Here is a 20,324-nt window from a genome sequence, read left to right as displayed (position 1 = left end):
GGCGCGGCGCCACCATTGCGAAACCAGCCGGCCGCCGCGCACCGCGTGATGACCCGCTTCATCAGGAGGATGACTATGGATGAGACCCGCGCACTCATCATTGTTGACGTGCAACCCACATTCTGCGAAGGCGGCAGCCTCGGGGTAGATGGCGGTAACGCCGTTGCCGAACGCATTGCAGATTTTGTCACCGATAACGCCGAGGAATACGCTCTCATCGCCACCACCCAGGATTGGCATATTGATCCGGGCCCGCATTTTTCCGAGAATCCGGATTTTGTGGATAGCTGGCCGCCCCACGGCGTAGCCGATACCCCGGAGGCGGAGCTGCACGAATCCATCGCGGCGCTTCCTATCGACGTCCAATTCAAGAAGGGCCAGTACGCCTCGGGTTATTCCGGTTTCGAGGGCACCGATCCGCAGGGGAATCTCCTCGAGGACGTCCTGCGCACCGCCGAGGTCACGGATGTGGACGTGGTGGGTATTGCCGAATCGCATTGCGTGCGCGCCACCGCTATTGACGCGGTCCGTAACGGTTTCCGCACCCGCGTTTTTTCCGACCTCACCGTGCCCACCTCCCCGGAACTCGGGGCCGCGGCCCGCGTGGAGATGGACGAAGCGGGCGTGGAGCAGCTGCAATCCTCGGAGGCCTTCGGTTTTTACGAAGAGTCTGAGGTTCCGGATGAATTTGATGATCCGTACGACGCCGCCGCAGCTGGCGATGAGGAACTCGAGCACCTCGATGAGGATTACGAGCTCTACGAGGACGATGATTTCGATGACTACGCCGAAGAAGACGAAGATATCGATTTTTCGGATGAGGTCAATGAGGCCGATTTCGATTTCTCCGATATCGACTACCGCCCCGGAATGGACTCCGCGAAATAGCGCGGGTGTGCCAGCAGGCCCGCGAGACTCGCGAGGGGCCCGCTAAACCGAGCGCCAGAAGTCTTTGACCAGTTCCTCACGGTTAGCCACCTGGCTTTTCTTGAGGATATTGTGCACGTGCACCTTCACCGTGGAAGGTGATAGGTAGAGCTCGGTGGAAATCTGGGAATTTGTTTTCCCGCGCATGAGGTAGCCGAGCACTTCTTCTTCGCGCTTCGATAGCCCCCGGGCCTGGGAATAGAACACCAGGGAGGATTCGATGAAATCCTCCTCCAGGTGATTGACGGTTTCCGGGGGCCGGTCGAAGTGGATGCGCAGCACCCGCACCCCGAAACGCATCACGTGGATCACCCAGCAGATATACATGAGGTTTTCCAAGAAATTGCGTTCAGGAAGGAAGGCCAGCGCGGAAGCACTATCCGCGTGGGGAGCCACAAGGAAAATAAAGGTTATATTCCAGGCGAAGGTTCCCAGTACCGCCACCCAGGTAGCAACGTAAAGCCAGCGGTGGCGGCGCTGGCGAATTTTCTCCACCCCGGTGGTGGCATGCACATAATTCCACGTTGCCACGCTGAGGATCCCAATCACCACGATGCCGCGCATGGAGAAGAACACGAATTCCCGCCAGGCCGGATCGGGAATTAGCAAAGCCCCGGCACTGCCCACAATAAAAATCCCGGCCGGGATGAGGGTGCTGTGCCATTCCACTTTCGCTTCCGGTTCCGTCATGAAGGTGGCGTAGGTCAACCAGATCAGCCCCATGAGCAGGGCCCCCAGGGTGATGGATTCCAGGGGCGCGGTGATGTGGTAGACGCTGTCAATATTGCGTGGGTGGGTGAAGTCCGTGCGGGCCACGGTTGCGACGTCGAAAAAATACACGAGGAAAAGGGCAGCGCAACATACAAACATGCGACGGCGCGAAACGAGATAACACGCAAGCGCCGTCGCCGAACCCATGAGGATGAAGAGTCCCACCATCCAGGTGTAATAAAACAGTCCTATCGTCATTGCATAGCTCCGTTGCCTTCACCACGCGATTCCGCCACGGTTGCCCGCTACGCGGGATCGCGAGCGCGAGTGTCTCGCGCCACACCGTCACATTATAAAAGCATTAACCGCCGCGCCGAAATACCGGGCCGGCGGAATGCACGCTGCGGCCCCGGCGGTACCACGCCCGCCGGAGCCGCGCGTTTCGGCTATTTTTTAGCCGTATTCTTCGCGCCTACGCGCCGTAGATAAGCACCTGAGCCACGCAGGCCACCCCGCCGAAGCCGAGTACGAAGAGCACCATCGGCCACACGAAGCGGAACCAATGCTGGTACTTCATATCGAGCATCTGCAACGTTGCCATGACCAGGCCCGTGGGTGCCAGGAAGAGCATCGCGTACTGACCCCATTGATACGCACAAACGATGATCCACCGCGGGATACCCACGGCGTCGGCCAGCGGCGCCATAATCGGCATGGCCAGCACGGCCAGACCGGAGGAGGACGGCACCACAAAACCGAGCACGAAGAAGATCAGCAGCATAATAATGATGAAGAGCGGACCGGACATCCCCGAGACCAGGTTCGTTGCCGAATGGAGCAGGGAGTCGGAAATGAGGCCGTCGTTCATCACGATATTGATGCCGCGCGCCAACCCGATGATGAGCGAAACGCCCACCAGGCTGGAGGAGCCTTCGATGAAGGCATCCGTCAGCTGTTTCTCATTGAGGCGGTCTTTCCCGAAGAGGGAAATCGCCATAACCGCGATGGTAATGGTGAGGAAGGAGGCCGCCATGGTCGGGAACCACCAGCCCATGGCCATAACGCCCCACACCATAATCGGGAAGGCGGATACGAAGAGAACGAGGATGATTTTCTTCTGCCAGTTGAAGGCGGGAACATCATCAGCGTGGGTGGTCATCGCCCACTGTTTCTCGAAAGCCTCGTGATCTTCGTAAACGTAGGACTTCGTGAAGTCCTTCTTAATCATTTTTGCGTAGCGGTGCAGGTACCACACCACCACAATGGCGCCCACGATACAGCCACCCACGCGCCAGATAATGCCATCCGTGAAGGGGATACCTGCGGCATTGGAGGCGATCACCACGGAGAAGGGGTTGATCGTGGAGAAGGTGGTTCCCATAGATCCGGCCAGGAAGATCGCGCCCACGCAGATAATGGAGTCGTATCCCATGGCCAGGAATATGGGTACCAGAATCGGGTAGAAGGCCACCGCTTCTTCTTCCAGGCCGCACAGCGATCCGCCTACCACCATGAAGACGGATACCGCGAAGACGAGGAGGAATTCGTGGCCCTTGGTTTTCTTCGTCAGCGCGATGAGCCCTGACTCGAATGCACCTGTTTTTCTCACCACCCCGATGAGGCCGCCGAGCACGAAGATGAAGACCATAATGTCCACCGCTTCGATCGTGCCGTGCACCATGGCGACCGGAATATCGGCGACGCTGGCCGGATTCTGCTCGAGGGATTCATAGGAGCCCGGTACCGAGATCGGCTTATTGAGGGCCCCGGAGGTGAATTGGGAGAGGTCAATATCCATGCCCAATTCGCTCAGGGTGTCCTGAGTGCCGGGGTATTCCTTGGTTTCCCCCTGCGGGCTGAGCACGGAGAAGGTGCCGGTATCCGAGCTGTAGCTCAGCTTGGCGTAGGAGCCGGCCGGCACCAGCCACGTGGCGATAGCCGCCACGATGGTCAGGAAGAAGAGAATCGTGAAAGCGCCCGGGATGGTAATACCGCGCCGCTTCTTGCGGGGTGTTGTTGTGCCGGTGTCTTCGTCGGCCCCATTGCCGACGGGGGCATCGTTTGTGCGTGTTGTCATGATTGTGTCCTTCGGACTTAGGCGATGATCGCGGTGCCGCTCTCCCCGGAAATTCCCTGTTCGGCCTTTTCCAGAGAGGTAATAATGGCGCGTTTCCCGGCCGCGCCGTCCACGAATTCGAGGCAGGCTTCGACCTTGGGCAGCATGGACCCGGGGGCGAATTGTTCTTCCTCGATGTACTGGCGGGCTTGAGCCACGGTCATTTCGGGCACATCGCGCTGCGTGGGTTTGTTGAAATCAATGGCGACCGCGTCCACGGCGGTGAGGATGAGGAGAGTATCGGCGTCGACCTCCCGCGCCAGCAGCGCGGCGGTGCGATCCTTATCGATGACGGCCGCAACTCCGCGGTATCCCGAGCCTTCCTTGACCACCGGGATGCCGCCGCCACCGGCCGCGATCACGATGGTGCCGGCCTCCACGAGCGAGCTAATAACATCGCGTTCCACGATGGAGACGGGGAGCGGGGAGGCCACCACCCAGCGCCAGCCGCGCCCGGCATCCTCCACGTACTTGTTTCCGGTTTCCTCCATGAGGACCCGGGCATGTTCTTCGGTGAAGAAAGCCCCCACCGGCTTGGTTGGGCGCCCGAAAGCGGGATCTGCGGCGTCGACCTCCGTTTGGGTGACCACCGAAATAACCGGGCGGGCAATCTGCCGTGCCGCAAGTTCGGCCTCGATGGCCTGCTGGAGGTGGTAACCGATATAGCCCTGGGACATGGCGCCGCATTCGGCGAAGGGAATCGACGGTGTTTCCCCGGCGGCCGCGGAATTATCGGTTGCGACCTTGATCATGCCCACCTGCGGGCCGTTCCCGTGGGTGACAACGACGTCATTGCCGGTTGCCACCAAATCCACGATGGAGCGGGCGGTTTCCTTAATAAGTTCGAGCTGCTGCTCCGGGGTCTTCCCGAGCGCATTGCCGCCCAGCGCAACCACAATTTTTTCGCCGGCGGTACGGGTATTTTCCTGAGTCATCTTCTGTCCTTTTCACGCGCGGGCGACGCGCCGCGGGGTGGCCCTGCTACCTGCAGCCAGCTCCCCGGCGTCGTCGCCCGCGCTACCTGGGCACGGCCGCGCGGGCACGTGCCTGAACCCTCCTAGGAGAGGGTTGCGTACATAACGGCCTTAATGGTGTGCATGCGGTTCTCGGCTTCGTCGAAGACGCGCGAGCGCGGACCTTCGAAGACCCGGTCTTCCACTTCCATTTCCGTCACCCCGAACTTCTTGGCGATTTCCGCGCCGATGGTGGTGTTGGTGTCGTGGAAGGAGGGCAGGCAGTGCATGAAGATCGCTTCCGGATCGGCCTTGTCCATGAGTTCCTGGGTGACGCGGTAGGCTTCCAGCTCCGCGATACGCGAGGCCCACACTTCATCCGGTTCGCCCATGGAAACCCAAATATCGGTGTAGAGCACGTGGGCGCCGGTGGCGGCCTCCGCGGCATCTTCGGTGAGGGTCACGCTGCCGCCGGACTGCGCGGCGAGTTCCTTGCAGGTATCCACCAGCCACTCTTCGGGCATGCGATCCTTCGGGCCGCAGGCCACGAAGTTGAGGCCCAGCTTGGAGCAGACCACCATAAGCGAGTTCGCCACGTTATTGCGCGCATCACCGAAGAACACAAACTTCTTGCCCTTGATGCCATCCTCGAAGTTCTCCTGGACGGTGAGAATATCGGCGAGCATCTGGGTGGGGTGGAAGAGGTCGGTCAGGCCGTTCCATACCGGCACCCCGGCCTTGGCGCCCATTTCTTCCACGAGTTCCTGGGAGAAACCGCGGTATTCGATGCCGTCGTACATGCGGCCCAGCACCCGGGCGGTATCCTCAATGGATTCCTTCTTGCCCATCTGTGAGCTGCCCGGATCCAGGTAGGTCACGCCCATGCCCAGGTCCATGCCGGCCACTTCGAAGGAGCAGCGGGTGCGGGTGGAGGTCTTTTCGAAGAGCAGCACAATATTCTTGCCTTCGAGGTAGCGGTGCGGGGTGCCGCTGAGCTTGAGTTCCTTGAACTGCGCGGACAGACGCAGCAGGTAGCGGATTTCATCGGGCGTAAAATCGAGCAGCTTGAGGAAGTTGCGTCCGCGGATATTGACAGCCATTGTCGTTCCTTTCCTAGCGCGGTCCGTGGTCCCGTTCGGGCAGACCGGCCAGCGGTAACGGGGTCTTCTTTGGCCCCTGGGATCACTGTTGGCTGTCCAACCCGTACCCGCCTCGCGGCGAGAGGATCATGTCCCGGCCCCGGTTCCCCGGGGGTTGTTTTTACTGTGCATGATCCAGGTCACGCGCGCTAGGAAAATCCGGGTGGAGCGCGGGTGGAACGTGGTTTAGCCGCGTTTTTTGGCCCCTAAACCCCACTAAACCCGCGTATTTCCGCGCTTTATTCGCCCTGCTCCAGGGCGGCGCGGTAGAGCTCATTCGTGCGTAAACCGGTGCGCGCGGCCACGAAAGCGGCGGCGTCTTTGCGGCGCAGGCCGAGCTGGCACAGTTCGGCGACGTCGCCCACGGCCCGCGTGCGCACCTGTTCTTCCCTTTCGGCCGCACTACTTCCTGTTACGACGACGACGATCTCTCCCAGTGCCCCCGACTCGAAACGCTGCGCGAGTTCGGCCAGGGGCCCGCGCACGATTTCCTCGTGCGTCTTGGTGAGCTCCCGGCAGACCGCCGCCTCGCGCCCGGGGCCGAAAGCGGTGACGAAATTGGCGAGGGTGGCCCCCAGGCGGCGCGGGGATTCGAAGAAAATCATGGTGCGTTCTTCGCTTTTCAGGGCCGCGAGTGCGGCGGCCTGTTCCCCGGCTTTGCGCGGGAGGAATCCTTCGAAGGTGAAACGGTCGGTGGGCAGGCCGGAAGCGACGAGCGCGGTGAGCGGGGCGGAAGGGCCGGGGACCACGGTCACGGGGATACCGGCTGCGCGGGCGCGTACCACCAGGCGGAAACCGGGATCGGAAACGGAGGGCATGCCGGCATCGCTGACCATGAGGACGCGCGCGCCGGAGCGGGCTAGGTCGATGAGGTGGGCGCCACGTTCGGCTTCATTATGTTCGTAATAGGAGAGCACCTGGGCGCTCACCTCGATACCGATCCGGGCGGCGAGCTGGTAAAAACGCCGGGTATCTTCCGCAGCCACGGTATCGGCCCGCGCAATTTCGGCGCGCAGGCGCGGCGAGGCGTCGGCGTCGTTTCCAATGGGGGTGGCGGCAAGAACAATTCCCGCGTGCTGGCTTTCGTTCTGACCGGGGTGGTGCCCCTCGTGCTGTCCGGCATCCTGACCTGTGCTCATTCTGCTATTCTGCCACGTGCCTCGCCACCACGCGGGCGGGCAGTTATCGATAGAATCCGCACGTGAGCGAAAAACTAAGCGAACCCATCGGGCGCCTCCCCCGCGAGTGCGCGGAGCGCTACGAAGACGAGCTGCGCGGCCGGCTCGGGCTGGCCCCGCGCGGATTAGACTGGCTCACCCGCAGCGAAAAACGCCTGGGGTGGTGGATTACGGGAGCGATCACGCTCATCGCCGCCCTCACGCGTTTCTTCCGCCTGGGTTTCCCCGACCGCCTCATGTTTGACGAAACGTACTACGTCAAGGGCGCGAATTCGCTGCTGCGCCTGGGCTACGAGGTGGATTGGCAGGGCGGCACGGAATTCGACGCCGCTTTTGCCGCCGGCGACTTCTCCCACACCTCACCGGCCGGGGACTACGTGGTTCACCCCCCGCTCGGGAAATGGATTATGGCAGTAGGCCAGGCCATTTTCGGGGAAACTTCCCCCTTCGGCTGGCGTTTTATGGTGGCGCTGGCCGGCACCCTCGCGGTGGCGCTCCTCGTTCGCATCGCCCTGCGGCTTTTCCTCAACCCGTGGCTGGCCGGGGTGGCCGGCATCGCGATGGCCCTGGACGGCATGGGCATCACTCTCTCCCGCATCGGGATCCTCGATAACCTCCTCGCTTTCTTTGTATTGGCCGGATTCTGGGCGCTGCTGCGCGACCGCGATTGGACCCGGGAACGCCTTGCCCACCGGGTGGCTTTCGGGCCGGTACGAGCGGACGGCAGTCCGGCCGCCTGGGGCCCGCGGGTGTGGTGGCGCCCCTGGATGCTGGCCGCCGGAGTATTCCTGGGGCTGGCCTGCGGGGTGAAATGGTCCGGGATTTACGCCGTGGCAGTTTTCGGCCTGGTGGCTTTCGCCTGGGGCATGGCGGCCCGCCACGCGGTGGGCCTGCGCCTATGGGTAGGCGCCGCGGTTTTCCAGGAAGGCATCCCGGCTTTCGTGCATCTGGTTCCCACCGCCGCCGCTACCTACGTGGCTTCCTGGTTCTCCTGGTTCCGAGATAGCCGTTCCTGGGGGCACGGCTGGGCGGCCAGCGTGCGCGAGAGCACCCCGGAGGCCCTCCCCTTCTCCTGGCTCCCCAATTCTTTCAACGACCTAGCGCACTACCACAGCCAAATGTGGGATTTCCACAACGGGCTCTCTACCCCGCACACCTACCAATCCTCGGTCTGGCAGTGGTTCGTGCAATGGCGCCCGGTCTCGTTCTGGTGGCCTACCTCCGAAGAAATGGCCGGGCAGTGCCCGAGCGGCGAGCGCTGCGTCCAGGCGGTCACCTCGGTGGGCAACCCGGTGGTGTGGTGGCTGGCACTCCTCGCCCTGGTGGTGGTGCTCTGGGTGGCTTTCACCCGTTTCGACTGGCGCGCCTGGGCAATCCTAAGCGGCTACCTCGCCATGGCCGCGCCGTGGTCGCTGTACATGGACCGCACTATTTTCCAGTTCTACGCCGTTGCTTTCCTCCCCTTCGTGGCCCTCGCCCTCACCTACGGCCTCGGCTTTATCACCGGCGCGCTGGGCGCCCCGCACGCGCGCGGAACCGGGAGCGTCCGCGCTGATCTATACGACGACGCAGCCTGGGGCCACGCAGACTTTATCCGCGATGAGCCACCTGGTGTATGCGCCTATCCCGTGCGCTGGTGGCGATGCCGGATTAGCCGCCGCACGCTTGTGGCGTGCGGCGCCGTCGTCGTTCTTATTATTCTGGCGGCGCTATTCTGGTACCCGATCTGGACCGGGCAAACGGTTTCCTATGAGTTTTGGCGCCTGCATATGTGGCTGCCGTCGTGGATTTAGCGCGGCGGGCAATGCTCGCATTTTCGGACAACGTTCAGAAACTTTCCAGAATCGGCGGGCATGCTACCCGGTGTGACCGGACCACCGCGGCAGCCGTGGCGGGGCTAGGTGCGGAGTGAGGAAAGGACGTTTCACATGACGGATCAGTGGCGTAATGACTCGGGCGAATCGGGGGCGAACCGGCCCGGCGTGAATCAGCCGGGGGCGAGTCAGCCGGGCGGCACGCAGGCAGCCGGCGCTCAGCCGGGCGGAACGCAGGCAGGCGGCGCGCAATCGAATAGCTACACGAATGCGTACCACTACCCCAGCGCCCCCTCCGCCGGGTACGCTTCCACCGCGGGCAGCGCCTCGGCCGCGAGCAGCGGAGCCGCGCACTACGGGTACGCTTCCGCGCAGCCGCCCTATCCGGGCAGCTCAGCAGGGAACGGCTCAGGCGGGTACTCGGGAGGTTATTCCGGAAGTTATCCGGGCTCGTACCAGAGCGCTTCGCAAGGTTCCTATCAGAGCGCATTTCCCGGGGCATATCAGGGTGGGTACCAGGGCTCGTACCAGGGCTCCTACCAGCAGCCTGGCTACGGGTACGGTTATGGCCCCCAATTCGGGGCCGCTCCGGCACCGGTCAAGCGGCGTTCGAAGGGTACCACCGCCATTCTTGTCATTATCGGAATGGTGGTCGCGCTGCTCGTGGGCACCGGGGTGGGGTATTTCGGCCTGGCTCCGGAGCCGCAAGCGAGCTCCCCTTCCGTCAAGGATCCTTTTAGCTTCCAATATAACGACGGCCTGACCTCGCCGAATGATGGGCGCCAGCAGGGCGGGGCGGAACCGTATATGCCGATTCCGCGGGATTTCCCCACCCAGCTGCCCGGCGGTAACCACGGCGCGGACGGTCCTATTGACCGCGGCGAAAAGGTAAGCCCGGCCGGCGTAGCAATTATTAATGCGCGCATGGGCTCCGGTATGGGTGCCGGCAGCGGGATTGTGCTGACCGCAGACGGGCAGGTGCTCACGAATTACCACGTGGTTATGGGATCGGATGCCATCCAGGTAGAGATTCCGGCCGCCGGGAAAACCTACGCGGCCAGTGTTATCGGGCATGATGAGAAGCGCGACGTCGCCCTATTGCAACTCAAGGACGCTTCCGGACTCACCCCGGCAAAAATTGCCAGCACCCCGGCCAAGCAGGGCGATAAGGTCAGCGCGGTGGGCAACGGGCGCGGCCAAGGCTATCTCACCGAGATTAAAGGCGAGGTAACCGGGCTGGGTATGGACGTGCGGGTGGCCACCGAGGACGGCCTGAGCTTTGACACCCTCAAGAATATGATCGTCACCGACGCCGATGTGGTGCCCGGCTATTCGGGCGGGCCCATGATGAACACCCAGGGTGAAGTGGTGGGGATGAATAGTGCCGCGTCGCAGGGCACCACCTCCGCGCAGGTGTACGGTTTCGCGATTCCTATCGAGCGGGCGCTGTCCATTGTGGAGCAGATCCGCGCCGGGAAGAGTGACGATAATGTGACTGTGGGCAAGAATGCTGCTCTCGGGATTACCGTGGGGCTCAGCGAGCAGGGCGGGGTGACCGTGCTGGCCGTCGGCCCGAATTCCGGGGCGGCCAAGGCCGGCGTCAAGGAAGGCGATACGATTCTCAGCCTGGATGGCCAATCGGTTTCCAGCCCGGCGCAGGTAGCTAAGCAGGTGCGCACCCACAAGGTCGGGGACACCATCACCCTGGAGATTGCGCGCGGCGGCGGTACCCCGCAGACCATCGAGGTGACGCTGGGCGAATCGCCGGTGAACTAAGCGGGAGGCGGTGCGGCCGGCATACCAGAACTGGCGGCCGGAAGTAAACCGGGGCGGCACTCCGCAGAGAACCGGACCACCGCGCCGCCGTAACTCGCGGCCGAAATACCAGAAGGGGACCTGAACAGCTTCTGCTGCACAGGTCCCCTTCGGTGTTCCACAGGGAGCGGCGTACCGCTCCGGTACTTCAAGGCGCGGGGATCATCAGGCCCGCTGCCCTGGAGACTTTACTTCGAGGCGAGGCGGGCGCCTTCCACGAGGGTCTCGAGCTTCGCCCAGGCGATGGACGGGTAGATACGCCCGCCCAGCCCGCAATCGGTCGAGGCGATCACGCGCTCGGGGCCCACCAACGAGGTGAAATGCTCGATACGCTGGGCCACCAGCTCAGGGTGTTCCACCACGTTCGTGGAGTGGGAAACAACGCCGGGGATGAGGACCTTGTCCTCCGGCAGGGCGATATCTTCCCAAATCTTCCATTCGTGGGCGTGGCGGGCATTGCCCGCTTCGAAGGTCAGGCCGTGCGCCTTCACTTTCAGACACAGATCCACGATATCGCGGAAGGGAATATCGGTGGTGTGCGGGCCGTGCCAGGAACCCCAGCACACGTGCAGGCGCACGAGTTCCGGATCGATGCCTTCCAGCGCGTAGTTGATCGCTTCAATACGGCGAGCCACCCACGTGCGGTAATCGGCAACCGCCGGTTCCGGATTGACCTGGTCCCAGCCTTCCGCCAGCGAGGGATCGTCGATCTGGACGGTCAGGCCGGCATCGGTGATGATCTTGTATTCCTCGTGGAGGGCATCGGCCATCGCGGTGAGGACTTCATCTTCCGACTTGTAATACGTATTGGAAATACGCGCCGCGGACCCGGGAGACAGCGCCGCAATGAACCCGGAAGAAGCATCGAGACCATTAGCCTTGAGTGCCTTGAGCGTAAGGTCGACGTCGCGCTGGGTTTGTTCGGCACCGATGTAGGTCACGGGGCCGGTGATGGTGGGCATGGCCACTTCCTGGCGCTTGGCCTGGTGGATTCCCGATTCCGGATCCGTGTAGGCATCCTTGAACCGCTGCCAATCCCGGCGCTGATCGAAGGGAACGAGCTCGACCGCTCCCCCGCCCGCGGTGGCAGCCGCGTGGAATTCGTTATCCGTGAATTCCAGCCCGCCCAGGCGCGAGAAGGAGTACCACCACCAGGAACCGTAATTGGTTACTTCGGTCATGACGTGACCGTATTCGCCGTCGTTAATAATATCGAGGCCGATCTCCTTCTGGCGCGCAACAACGCCCGCAACTTCGGCATCGAGCTTTTCCTTGAATTCAGCCTCGCTAATCTGGCCGTTCTGGTGCGCTTCGTTGGTAGCGCGCAGCGAATCGGTACGCGGGAGGGAGCCGACGTGGGTGGTCTTGATCTTCGTCATATTAATATCCTTTGTGCTGGGTGTGGTGATGGAGATCGGTCCGACTCAGCGTATCCCATCAACGATACGACGCCGCAGCGGCGGGTGCTCGGTGAGACGTAACGGACCGGGGCGAGATGTCCTCGCGCGCGGAATCGCCCGAAGGCCAAGTGGAATCCGCGCTAGCCCAGCATTCGCATTCGGGCGGCGGGCATCGTCATGGCAGAGCGAGGATCAGTGAGAACCATGGTGCATCCTTTCCGTCCGAATCGAGGCGCCGGGGCCGTGCCGCCGGCATTGCTATCAGGTGATGCCCCGTGCGGGCACCCACCTCCAGTAGCCTAGAGGGAATTATTAAGCCACGTCAAACTATTGACCACTATATGAGATGAGGGTTATAGATTGAGGCATAAGGCCAGGTGCTTGGGCAGTTTGATACACATAACGGACCGGCGCACTGGACCCGCCGCGTGTACAGAATCCGCCAGAGATACAGGACCTGCCGGATACACAGGACCCGCCAGAGACACAGAATGGGCCCGGGTAGAAACCCGGACCCATTCAGCGTGAAACGATGAAACAGTTGAGGATGAATTACCTAGTGGCAACCAGCCTCGGAACTGTTGTCAGTGCCAGAGGCAGGTTTGCTTAGGCAAACTTGCGGTAGGCAACGAAGGCGCCACCGGCCAGGAGGAGCAGGGCAGCTCCACCGGCAGCCGCACCGGCGTCAACACCGGAGTTGGCCAGCTTCTTACCTTCGGCCTTCTTGGCTTCCTTCTTGGGGTCAGCCTTCTTCTCAGCCTTGGGATCAGCCTTCTTGTCGGCATCCTTCTTGGGCTCAGCCTTCGGGTCCGCCTTCGGATCGACCTTCTTGTCGCCGTCCTTCTTCGGGTCAACCTTGGGCTGCTCGGGCTTCGGGGTCTGGCCCTTCAGCGCGTCAAGAGCCTTCTGGGCGGCATCCAGTTCAGCAACGGCCTTGTCGTAGGCGCCCTGAAGCGCCTCAACACCCGGGAAAGCATCGAGGGCTTCTTCAGCGTAGCTGAGGGTACCCTTCTGGATGTCGATGTAACCCTGGATGTCAGCGATATCAGTCTTGATATCTTCCACTGCACGAAGACCGGCAACGCCAGCCTGTGCGGTGTTCATAGCCGTCTTAGCATCGGCCATAGCCTTCTGGAGAGCCGCATCGTTCGGGTTGGCTTCAAAAGCCACGCGAGCCTTGTTGTAATTCTCCTGGGCGGTAGCCAAAGCCGCGTAGGCAGCCTCAGCCTTCTTAAGTTCCTTGGGAAGTTCAGCCTTAGCGACCTCAAGTTCGGTCAGCTTGGCCTTCGCGTTCGAAACGGCAATCTCGAGCTTTTCGAGCTTTTCGGAAGCGGCCTTCAGCTCAGCTTCCGCGGCACTAACCTTCGCCTTGGCGTCGGCCACAGCCTTTTCTGCCGCCGTGGTATCGGCAGCGGTCACCTGGGGTGCATCAGGCGCGGCAGGAGCAGCGTAAGCTACACCCCCCCCCCGCGGCGAGCATCACACCAAAGGTAGCGCCAGCCACAATCTTCTTCAACTGCATGTCTACTCCTATAAACGTATGTCCATGGCATGCCTACCCCAGAAGAGCCCTTTTACCGACCGATCCCATTCGCCAGCCGTGCACTCCACTGAGCACCTGCCACAACAGTCACAATACTTTATTGCGCTCTATTAATATACGGGAACGATGAGATTTTCGAAACCTTGTGACCATCGCCACAGTGCGTAGATTAAGCTGCAATTCCGCGCCAAATTAACACGTACTTTTTATTGAAGAAATGTAATTTACCAGGTAGAAGCGCATGAGTACGCATTAATATACCCCGCTTCCTAAAATCTGACCTCATGGCACCGGATGTTAATTCTGTGGCTATAGTGACAATTGAGGCCCGTGTCACTCCGCAAGCGCAAGATGTTTCACTATGCACGCCGGCGGCCACCAGCTACTCGCCAGAAAGGGGTGACAGCGGCAAGCGAACTACTCGCGGTCAGCGGCTCTCACCCTCGCCGCTTTCCATCACGCACCTATAATTCCCCACCCGCGCACTCAAGGCGATAAGCTCAAGGCGCTATAAGCACATTCCTCACATATCGGGAAAGACCTCTATGTCCACGAATTCCACACCAGCGCCTAGCGGCACCCACGCCGCCCACCTGCACCGCGACCTCCACAATCGCCACATCCAGATGATCGCGTTGGGCGGGGCCATCGGCACCGGCCTCTTCTACGGCTCGGCCTCCTCCATCAGCCTGGCCGGCCCGGCGATCCTCTTCGTGTACCTCATTGGCGGCTGCACGATCTACCTTGTTATGCGCGCCCTGGGCGAGATGAGCGTGCACGAGCCGGTCCCCGGCGCCTTCTCCCACTACGCCTACAAGTATTGGAGCCCCCGCGCCGGCTTCATCTCGGGCTGGAATTACTGGTTTAACTACATTTTCGTGGCGATGTCGGAATTGTCCGTCGTCGGCCTGTATATCAACTACTGGTTCCCGGCGGTCCCCACCTGGCTCACCGCGGCCTTCTGCCTGGTGTTCATCACTGCGGTGAACCTGCTCGGAGTGCGCGCCTTCGGCGAATTCGAATTCTGGTTCGCGCTGGTCAAAGTGGTGGCGATTATCGGCATGATCGTGCTGGGAATCCTGGTGCTCGTCGTCGGGCTCCAAGAACCCCACCAGGTTCCGCCCGGAACCTCCTTCGCCGAGCTGGTTTTCCCCAATGGCCTCAAGGGGGCGACCTTCGCTTTCGTCGTCGTTATGTTTAGTTTTGGCGGCATCGAACTTATCGGCATTACCGCCGGGGAGGCGGACGACCCGCGCCGGTCCATCCCCCGCGCCATCAACCTGGTGATTCAGCGCATCCTCATTTTCTACGTGCTCTCGCTCGCCATCATCATGGCGGTCATCCCGTGGCGCTCCATCGACGGGCACGCCAGCCCCTTCGTCCAGATTTTCGATTCGGTGGGGATCACCTTCGCGGCTCATATCCTCAATTTTGTGGTGCTCACCGCGGCGCTCTCCGTCTACAATTCCGGCCTGTATTCCAATGGCCGCATGCTCTATTCGCTGGCGCAACAAGGGAATGCGCCGCGGATTTTCGCCACGCTCTCGCGCGCGGGCACGCCGTATGTGGGAATTTTGACGTCCTCGGCCGTGACGGTGGTGGCGGTCATTGTGGTCTTCGCGTTCCCGAATTTCGCTTTCGGGTACCTACTTTCCATCGCCCTCATCGCCGGAATTATCAACTGGACGATGGTCATGATCACGCAGCTGAAATTCCGCGCCGCGCTCGGCCCGGAACGCGTGGCGGGCCTCAGCTACAAGCTTCCCGGCGGCCTCGCCTCGAGCATTTTCGTACTGGTGGCGCTGGCGGCCTGCGTGGTCCTCATGCTGTTCCAAGATGCCTACCGCGTGGCCGTTTTCGTTGGCCCGGCCTGGCTGCTGCTCCTCACCATCGCCTACCAGGTGAAGGTTTCGCGTGAGAAGCGCCGGGCGCGCGCGTAATTATTAATAAAGTACGACGACGACCGGGCCGGGATGCTTACATCCCGGCCCGGTGCATCTGGCCCACGGGAGATTGGGCCACCCGCAGCTACTCAGGGCCGCGGGCGATCAGGGGAGCCAGCGGTCCGCTGGTCGGTCAGCCGCGCCGGTGACTAGCGCCGGTAACCGGCGCGGCACAGCCCGATCAGGGCTTAGAATTCACCGTCGATGGGCGAATTGGCCACCACCTTGATATTGACGAATTCGTGAATACCCAGGTCGATGAGCTCGTGGCCGTAGCCGGAGTTCTTCACGCCGCCAAAGGGAATATCCGCCGCGACCGCGGTGGGATGGTTGAGGTAGACCATCCCGGTATCCAGCCGCGCGGCTACCTTCTTGCCGCGTTCCAGATCCTCGGTAAAGACCGAGCCGCCCAGGCCGTAGGGCGAATCATTGGCCAGGGTAATCGCCTCTTCTTCGTCCTTGACCCGGTAAATCTGGGAGACCGGCCCGAAGAATTCCGTATAGCGGCACTTCGCGCCCTCGGGGATGTCCGTGAGGATAGTGGGCTGGAAGAAGTTGCCGTGCTCGGGTAGCTCAATTCCGGCTTCTTCCGCCTTAGCGCCCTCGGCGATGGCTTCCTCAAGCTGCTTGGCCAGATCGCGTTTCGCTGCCGCGGAGGACAGCGGCGCCAGGGTGGTTTCCCGATCCATCGGGTCCCCAGCCTTGAGCTGCTTGACGCCTTCCCGGTACTTCGCCAGGAATTCGTCGTACACGGAATCCACCACGATCATGCGCTTGGAGGAGCAGCACACCTGCCCGGCATTCCAATGCCGGCCGGTGACCGCCCAGGCGACCGTCTTATCAATATCGGCATCCTCAAGCACGATAAAAGCATCGGCCCCGCCCAGTTCCAGCGTGGACTTCTTAATGTACTTGCCGGCCAACTGCGCGATAGCCGCCCCGGCTACTTCCGATCCGGTGAGCGCCACCCCGCGCACCCGCGGATCGGCCAGCACAATTTCCGACTGGTCATGGGAGAGGTAGAGATTCTGGAAGCAACCTTCGGGCAGGCCCGCTTCGCGGAAGATCTCCACGAAGGTAGCGGCCGATTCCGGAACGATGGATGCGTGCTTGAGAATAAGGGTATTGCCGGCGAAAAGCTGCGGGGCAGCCACGCGGACAATCTGGTAGTAGGGGAAGTTCCACGGTTCCACCATGAACAGCACCCCGAGCGGCTGGAAGAGCAGCTGCACGGAATCCTTCCCGTATTTATCCGAAGGGAGCGTGCGGGTGGCCAGATACTTTTCGCCATTGCGCACGTAGTCTTCAAACATCGCGATGCAGATATCGACTTCCGCTTCCGCTTCCCCGATCACCTTGCCCATTTCCTTGGTGATAATCGAGGCGTATTCGGTGCGGCGTTCGCGCAGCAGGTCGGCAGCCTTCTGAAGCACCTGCGCGCGCTGTTCATACGATGTTTCCCGCCACGCCAGGAAGGCGTTATGGGCAACGTCTACTGCCTTCTTGACTTCCTCATCACTGGCAGTGGGATATTCCTTGAGTGTTTCACCGGTGTACGGACTGACTGTCTTGTACGCCATTGTTCGACCTCCGCGTATCGGTGCGAGCAGACCCGCGGCCCGCCCGCGTAGTGGATATATTCGATGGGCTTCCCGGCATATCCCGCGCGCCTCACCCCCTGCGCGAGCAGCGCATATACAGGGACTTAGGGCCGGGTAGAGAGGCGACGGCGCTTCGCTACCCGCGGGAAGAGATCACATATGTGGTTATGAGGGGAACACGGAATCTCCCGCATTCCTACCTATTACTCTACCTATTTTTCGGCACATGTGAGGGGTTTCATATCTCTGGGTGAACATGGGAAAGCCCCGGGACCCCTGTCCCGGTGCTGCGTCGTCGTTCCCATGCGCACGCGCTGCAACATGCTTGCCACACCCGCCGCCGGGGCGCGGCCCCTAAACTAGGGGTATGAGTAATACTTTCCCCCAGGGGGCAGATGTGCCCTCGGAGCAACCCTCGAATCCGCCCGAGCCCAGCGGCGCGCCCGCGCCTGCACCTGCACCGGCACCGGCACCAAAGGCAGCGCCTGCGCCCGCGGTTCGCACCACTCCGCCGCTGGCGGCCCCGCTCGGCGTGCTGGCCGGGTCCATTATCGGTTTTATTGGCACGGCGCTGCACTTCTGGACTCTGCATATGAGCGCCGGCACCCAGTCGGAAGATTTCGGCGTCAAGCTGTGGGAAACCGATACCAAGTCGGTGGCCATTTTCATCACCATCGGGCTGGCCCTGGGCGCAATTGGCGCTTTCGTGGGGTTGGTGCGCCAGGCGCCCGCCGCGGTGCGGAAGACGTGGTCCTCGGGCGGCATTGTTGGCGCCGTTATCGTGGGGATTTACCTGGTTATTAATATCAAGCCCTCGGATGCGGATACCATCATCGCTTACGGGCAGGCCCAGGGCGTGGATGTGGATATTGCGCCCGGTATTGGCTACTACCTGCTCGCGGTGGCCGCGGTGCTCATGTTGGGCTTCGGGATCTGGCAAATCGCCAAGACTCCGACCACGGTAGCCAGCGCTCCCCAGCCCGGCACCGGTGCTGGCGCAGCCGCGCAGGCGCCTTTTGCTGGCCAGAGCCCGCAGTTCCCGCCGCAGGATCCCGTTTTCCCGCCGGCACCGCCCGCTGCGCCAGCAGCGGCGTCGTCGCCTGAAAATACGGGCCCCGCGGAAAGCGCAGCGCCTGTGGAAACGCAGCCCGTGCAAGAAGTGCGCGAGGGCGAAGAACCGCGCGACGGCGAAGAACCGCGCGACGGCGAAGAACCGCGCGAGGGCGAAGAACCGCGGGACCCGCAGACCCCGCAGACCCCGCACAACTAGCGAAGCTTACGGCTACAGGCCCAGCTCGAAAAGGTCGCTGAGCACGGTGAGCACGCCTTCTTCCGCATTGGAGGGCGCCACGTAGCGGGCGGCCGCCACCACATCGGGCTGGGCATTCGCCATGGCGAAGCTGAAGCGGGCGTGCTCGAACATGGGGATGTCATTATTGAAATCCCCGAAGCACAGGGTTTGCGCCGGGGTGATGCCGAGGCTCGCCTGGAGACCGGCCAGGCCGGTGCCTTTCGTGGCGGCGGAGGGATTGACGTCCGTCCACAGCTGCCCGCTGCGCACCACATCCACGCCCGGCCCGAGGGTTTCCAGCAGCGGGATCACGCGCCGGAGCGGGTCAGCGAAACTGAGCACCCCAATTTTGTAAATCCCCTCGGTATGGGGCATGAGGTCGGGGACGATCGCATTCGCGTGGTAGTAGGCGAGGGTTTCGTCCAGGAACGCACTGTCGCGGCGTTCGGCGTAGGCCTTCTCCCCGCAGAGCACCGTGCCCACATCCTCCCCGGCCGCGCTGAGCTCGCGCACGATCTCCACCACCCGCGCGCTGGTTTCCCGCGGCAGGGTGGTGGTGGCCAGCGCCTCGCCGTCCCGGCGCACATTCGCCCCGTTCTCCGCGATAATCGGCATGCCTTCCACGTGGGCGGAAAACATATCCGCGAGGGTCTGGTACTGGCGCCCGGAGGCCGGGCAGAAAATAATGCCACGCTCCCGCAGGCGCGCCACCAGCTCATTGCCGCGTTCCGGGAAAATCTTGCCCGGCAGGAGGAAGGTGCCATCCATATCAACGACGACGAGTTTCACGCTGGCGGCGGCCTCGCGCAGGAGGCTCAGATCGGTAGGTGCGGGCTCGGTAGGTGCGGGAGGCACGAAAAAACCTTTCTGGATAGTTCTTGGGTCAAGCGCCGTGCTTAGTTTTCCGTGGTCGCGACACCCGCTCCGGTACCGCTAGCTGCGCCAACACCGGCCAGGGCCACCACATCCGCGCGGCTGGCCGTATAGCCTTGCGCCCCGGAGGCCCCGGTGGCGATAGCGCCAAGCGCCGTGCCCCACCGGGCCGCGGTGGCCAGGGATTCGCCCACGGCCAGGGCGGCCGCAAAAGCCCCCACAAAAGCATCGCCCGCGCCGGTGGTATCCACAACATCCACGTGGTGAGCCGGCAGCGCATCAGCCTTGACATCAGCGTCGGGCAGGTAGGCGTCAATATACTGGCAGCCGTGGCTTCCCAGCGTCACCACGATGGAACCGCCGTAACGCAGGTGGAGCTGCTGGGCGCGGTCGGTCACCTTGGTTCCCAGGATGGTATCCGCCTCGGTTTCGTTCACGATGAGCACGTCCACATTCTCCAGCAGGTGGCCCACCGGGGCTGCCGGGGCGGCGTTGAGCACCGTGGTAGCCCCGCGTTTCTTCGCCTCCGCCAGGGCGGCCGCCACCGCCGGTTCGGGAATCTCCAGCTGGCAGACCACAATATCCCCCGCCTGCACCGCGGCGAGGCGCTCCACCACATTCTCCGGGGTATTCGCGGCATTCGCGCCGGCCACCACCACGATGGCATTTTCGCCATCGGCATCGGATTGGATCATGGCCTGCCCGGTGGGTTCACTCACCCGCAGCACAGCAGCCATATCAAGATTTTCTTCCGCAGCGAGCTCAGTGGCAACGGCATCCCCCACCGCATCGCGCCCGAGGGCGGCAACCATCGTAACGGGAATCCCCATGCGAGCCGCGGCAACCGCCTGGTTGAGGCCCTTCCCGCCCAGCGCGGTGTGGGAGCTGAGCGCGGAAATTGTTTCTCCCGGCTCCACAAAATTCTCCACCTTGAGGAAAGTATCGGAATTCATGCTTCCAACAACGAAAATGCGTGCCATGGATACACCCCGTTCTGTTTAGGCTCGTGCGCGGGCGACG

General features: G+C 62.3%; 15 protein-coding genes. 5 read left to right on the top strand and 10 right to left on the bottom strand.

Annotated elements, in window-relative coordinates:
* Positions 1–75 precede the first annotated feature (75 nt).
* Positions 76–888, top strand: a complete 813-nt coding sequence (locus tag ACRQHG_RS00205; RefSeq protein WP_284896859.1) for an isochorismatase family protein — start codon at positions 76–78, stop codon at positions 886–888.
* Between the two features lie 42 nt (positions 889–930).
* On the opposite strand, the gene ACRQHG_RS00200 is transcribed toward ACRQHG_RS00205, so the two are convergent.
* The 5 genes from ACRQHG_RS00200 to rsmI all read right to left on the bottom strand — a co-directional run bounded on the left by ACRQHG_RS00200 (position 931) and on the right by rsmI (position 6,985).
* A complete protein-coding gene (locus ACRQHG_RS00200; RefSeq protein ID WP_284896860.1) occupies positions 931–1,896 on the bottom strand; it encodes a helix-turn-helix transcriptional regulator in 966 nt (321 codons plus the stop codon).
* Between the two features lie 214 nt (positions 1,897–2,110).
* The gene (locus ACRQHG_RS00195; RefSeq protein ID WP_284889423.1) at positions 2,111–3,715 is read right to left on the bottom strand and encodes a YfcC family protein; all 1,605 of its coding nucleotides are present in this window, start codon (positions 3,713–3,715) and stop codon (positions 2,111–2,113) included.
* 17 nt (positions 3,716–3,732) lie between these two features.
* Positions 3,733–4,689: a carbamate kinase gene (arcC, locus tag ACRQHG_RS00190; protein ID WP_435713125.1), complete on the bottom strand. Its 957-nt coding sequence runs from the start codon at positions 4,687–4,689 to the stop codon at positions 3,733–3,735.
* Between the two features lie 122 nt (positions 4,690–4,811).
* Positions 4,812–5,807 carry an ornithine carbamoyltransferase gene (gene argF, locus ACRQHG_RS00185; protein WP_435713126.1) on the bottom strand — a complete coding sequence of 332 codons (996 nt, stop codon included), beginning with the start codon at positions 5,805–5,807 and terminating at the stop codon, positions 4,812–4,814.
* Between the two features lie 278 nt (positions 5,808–6,085).
* Positions 6,086–6,985, bottom strand: coding sequence for a 16S rRNA (cytidine(1402)-2'-O)-methyltransferase (gene rsmI / locus ACRQHG_RS00180; protein ID WP_435713127.1), 900 nt, complete (start codon positions 6,983–6,985; stop codon positions 6,086–6,088).
* Positions 6,986–7,047: 62 nt separating this feature from the next.
* Between rsmI and ACRQHG_RS00175 the strand changes: the two genes are divergently transcribed.
* Positions 7,048–8,817 carry a dolichyl-phosphate-mannose--protein mannosyltransferase gene (locus tag ACRQHG_RS00175; protein ID WP_435713128.1) on the top strand — a complete coding sequence of 590 codons (1,770 nt, stop codon included), beginning with the start codon at positions 7,048–7,050 and terminating at the stop codon, positions 8,815–8,817.
* A gap of 135 nt (positions 8,818–8,952) precedes the next feature.
* The gene (locus ACRQHG_RS00170) at positions 8,953–10,614 is read left to right on the top strand and encodes a S1C family serine protease (protein WP_435713129.1); all 1,662 of its coding nucleotides are present in this window, start codon (positions 8,953–8,955) and stop codon (positions 10,612–10,614) included.
* A gap of 227 nt (positions 10,615–10,841) precedes the next feature.
* On the opposite strand, the gene ACRQHG_RS00165 is transcribed toward ACRQHG_RS00170, so the two are convergent.
* The gene (locus tag ACRQHG_RS00165; protein ID WP_435713130.1) at positions 10,842–12,032 is read right to left on the bottom strand and encodes a cobalamin-independent methionine synthase II family protein; all 1,191 of its coding nucleotides are present in this window, start codon (positions 12,030–12,032) and stop codon (positions 10,842–10,844) included.
* A 627-nt stretch (positions 12,033–12,659) separates the two neighbouring features.
* Positions 12,660–13,472, bottom strand: coding sequence for a hypothetical protein (locus ACRQHG_RS00160; protein ID WP_435719297.1), 813 nt, complete (start codon positions 13,470–13,472; stop codon positions 12,660–12,662).
* A gap of 669 nt (positions 13,473–14,141) precedes the next feature.
* Between ACRQHG_RS00160 and ACRQHG_RS00155 the strand changes: the two genes are divergently transcribed.
* Positions 14,142–15,536, top strand: a complete 1,395-nt coding sequence (locus ACRQHG_RS00155; RefSeq protein ID WP_435713132.1) for an amino acid permease — start codon at positions 14,142–14,144, stop codon at positions 15,534–15,536.
* Positions 15,537–15,727: 191 nt separating this feature from the next.
* Here the strand turns inward: ACRQHG_RS00155 and ACRQHG_RS00150 are convergent, their stop codons facing one another.
* On the bottom strand, positions 15,728–17,119 hold the full coding sequence (locus ACRQHG_RS00150; protein WP_435713133.1) for an NAD-dependent succinate-semialdehyde dehydrogenase: 1,392 nt from the start codon (positions 17,117–17,119) through the stop codon (positions 15,728–15,730).
* Between the two features lie 388 nt (positions 17,120–17,507).
* Here ACRQHG_RS00150 and ACRQHG_RS00145 point away from each other — a divergent pair, with 388 nt between their 5' ends.
* The gene (locus ACRQHG_RS00145; protein WP_435713134.1) at positions 17,508–18,410 is read left to right on the top strand and encodes a hypothetical protein; all 903 of its coding nucleotides are present in this window, start codon (positions 17,508–17,510) and stop codon (positions 18,408–18,410) included.
* Between the two features lie 12 nt (positions 18,411–18,422).
* Here the strand turns inward: ACRQHG_RS00145 and ACRQHG_RS00140 are convergent, their stop codons facing one another.
* Positions 18,423–19,286 (bottom strand): Cof-type HAD-IIB family hydrolase, encoded by an 864-nt coding sequence (locus tag ACRQHG_RS00140; RefSeq protein WP_435713135.1) that lies wholly within the window; start codon positions 19,284–19,286, stop codon positions 18,423–18,425.
* Positions 19,287–19,327: 41 nt separating this feature from the next.
* A complete protein-coding gene (locus ACRQHG_RS00135) occupies positions 19,328–20,284 on the bottom strand; it encodes a ribokinase (RefSeq protein ID WP_435713136.1) in 957 nt (318 codons plus the stop codon).
* Between the last annotated feature and the right edge of the window lie 40 nt (positions 20,285–20,324).

This window comes from Actinotignum vesiculae, assembly GCF_051267215.1.
GTDB classification, from domain to species: Bacteria; Actinomycetota; Actinomycetes; order Actinomycetales; family Actinomycetaceae; genus Actinotignum; species Actinotignum schaalii.
Note: the sequence above shows the minus strand (reverse complement) of the source record. Positions and strands in the feature narration are given on the sequence as shown.

Bases quoted from the DNA above. Each gene is read 5' to 3' on its own strand.
- rsmI (WP_435713127.1), bottom strand. From the start codon at position 6,985: ATGAGCACAGGTCAGGATGCCGGACAGCACGAGGGGCACCACCCCGGT.
- ACRQHG_RS00195 (WP_284889423.1), bottom strand. From the start codon at position 3,715: ATGACAACACGCACAAACGATGCCCCCGTCGGCAATGGGGCCGACGAA.
- ACRQHG_RS00145 (WP_435713134.1), top strand. From the start codon at position 17,508: ATGAGTAATACTTTCCCCCAGGGGGCAGATGTGCCCTCGGAGCAACCC.
- ACRQHG_RS00165 (WP_435713130.1), bottom strand. From the start codon at position 12,032: ATGACGAAGATCAAGACCACCCACGTCGGCTCCCTCCCGCGTACCGAT.
- ACRQHG_RS00200 (WP_284896860.1), bottom strand. From the start codon at position 1,896: ATGACGATAGGACTGTTTTATTACACCTGGATGGTGGGACTCTTCATC.
- arcC (WP_435713125.1), bottom strand. From the start codon at position 4,689: ATGACTCAGGAAAATACCCGTACCGCCGGCGAAAAAATTGTGGTTGCG.
- ACRQHG_RS00150 (WP_435713133.1), bottom strand. From the start codon at position 17,119: ATGGCGTACAAGACAGTCAGTCCGTACACCGGTGAAACACTCAAGGAA.
- argF (WP_435713126.1), bottom strand. From the start codon at position 5,807: ATGGCTGTCAATATCCGCGGACGCAACTTCCTCAAGCTGCTCGATTTT.
- ACRQHG_RS00170 (WP_435713129.1), top strand. From the start codon at position 8,953: ATGACGGATCAGTGGCGTAATGACTCGGGCGAATCGGGGGCGAACCGG.
- ACRQHG_RS00155 (WP_435713132.1), top strand. From the start codon at position 14,142: ATGTCCACGAATTCCACACCAGCGCCTAGCGGCACCCACGCCGCCCAC.
- ACRQHG_RS00205 (WP_284896859.1), top strand. From the start codon at position 76: ATGGATGAGACCCGCGCACTCATCATTGTTGACGTGCAACCCACATTC.
- ACRQHG_RS00135 (WP_435713136.1), bottom strand. From the start codon at position 20,284: ATGGCACGCATTTTCGTTGTTGGAAGCATGAATTCCGATACTTTCCTC.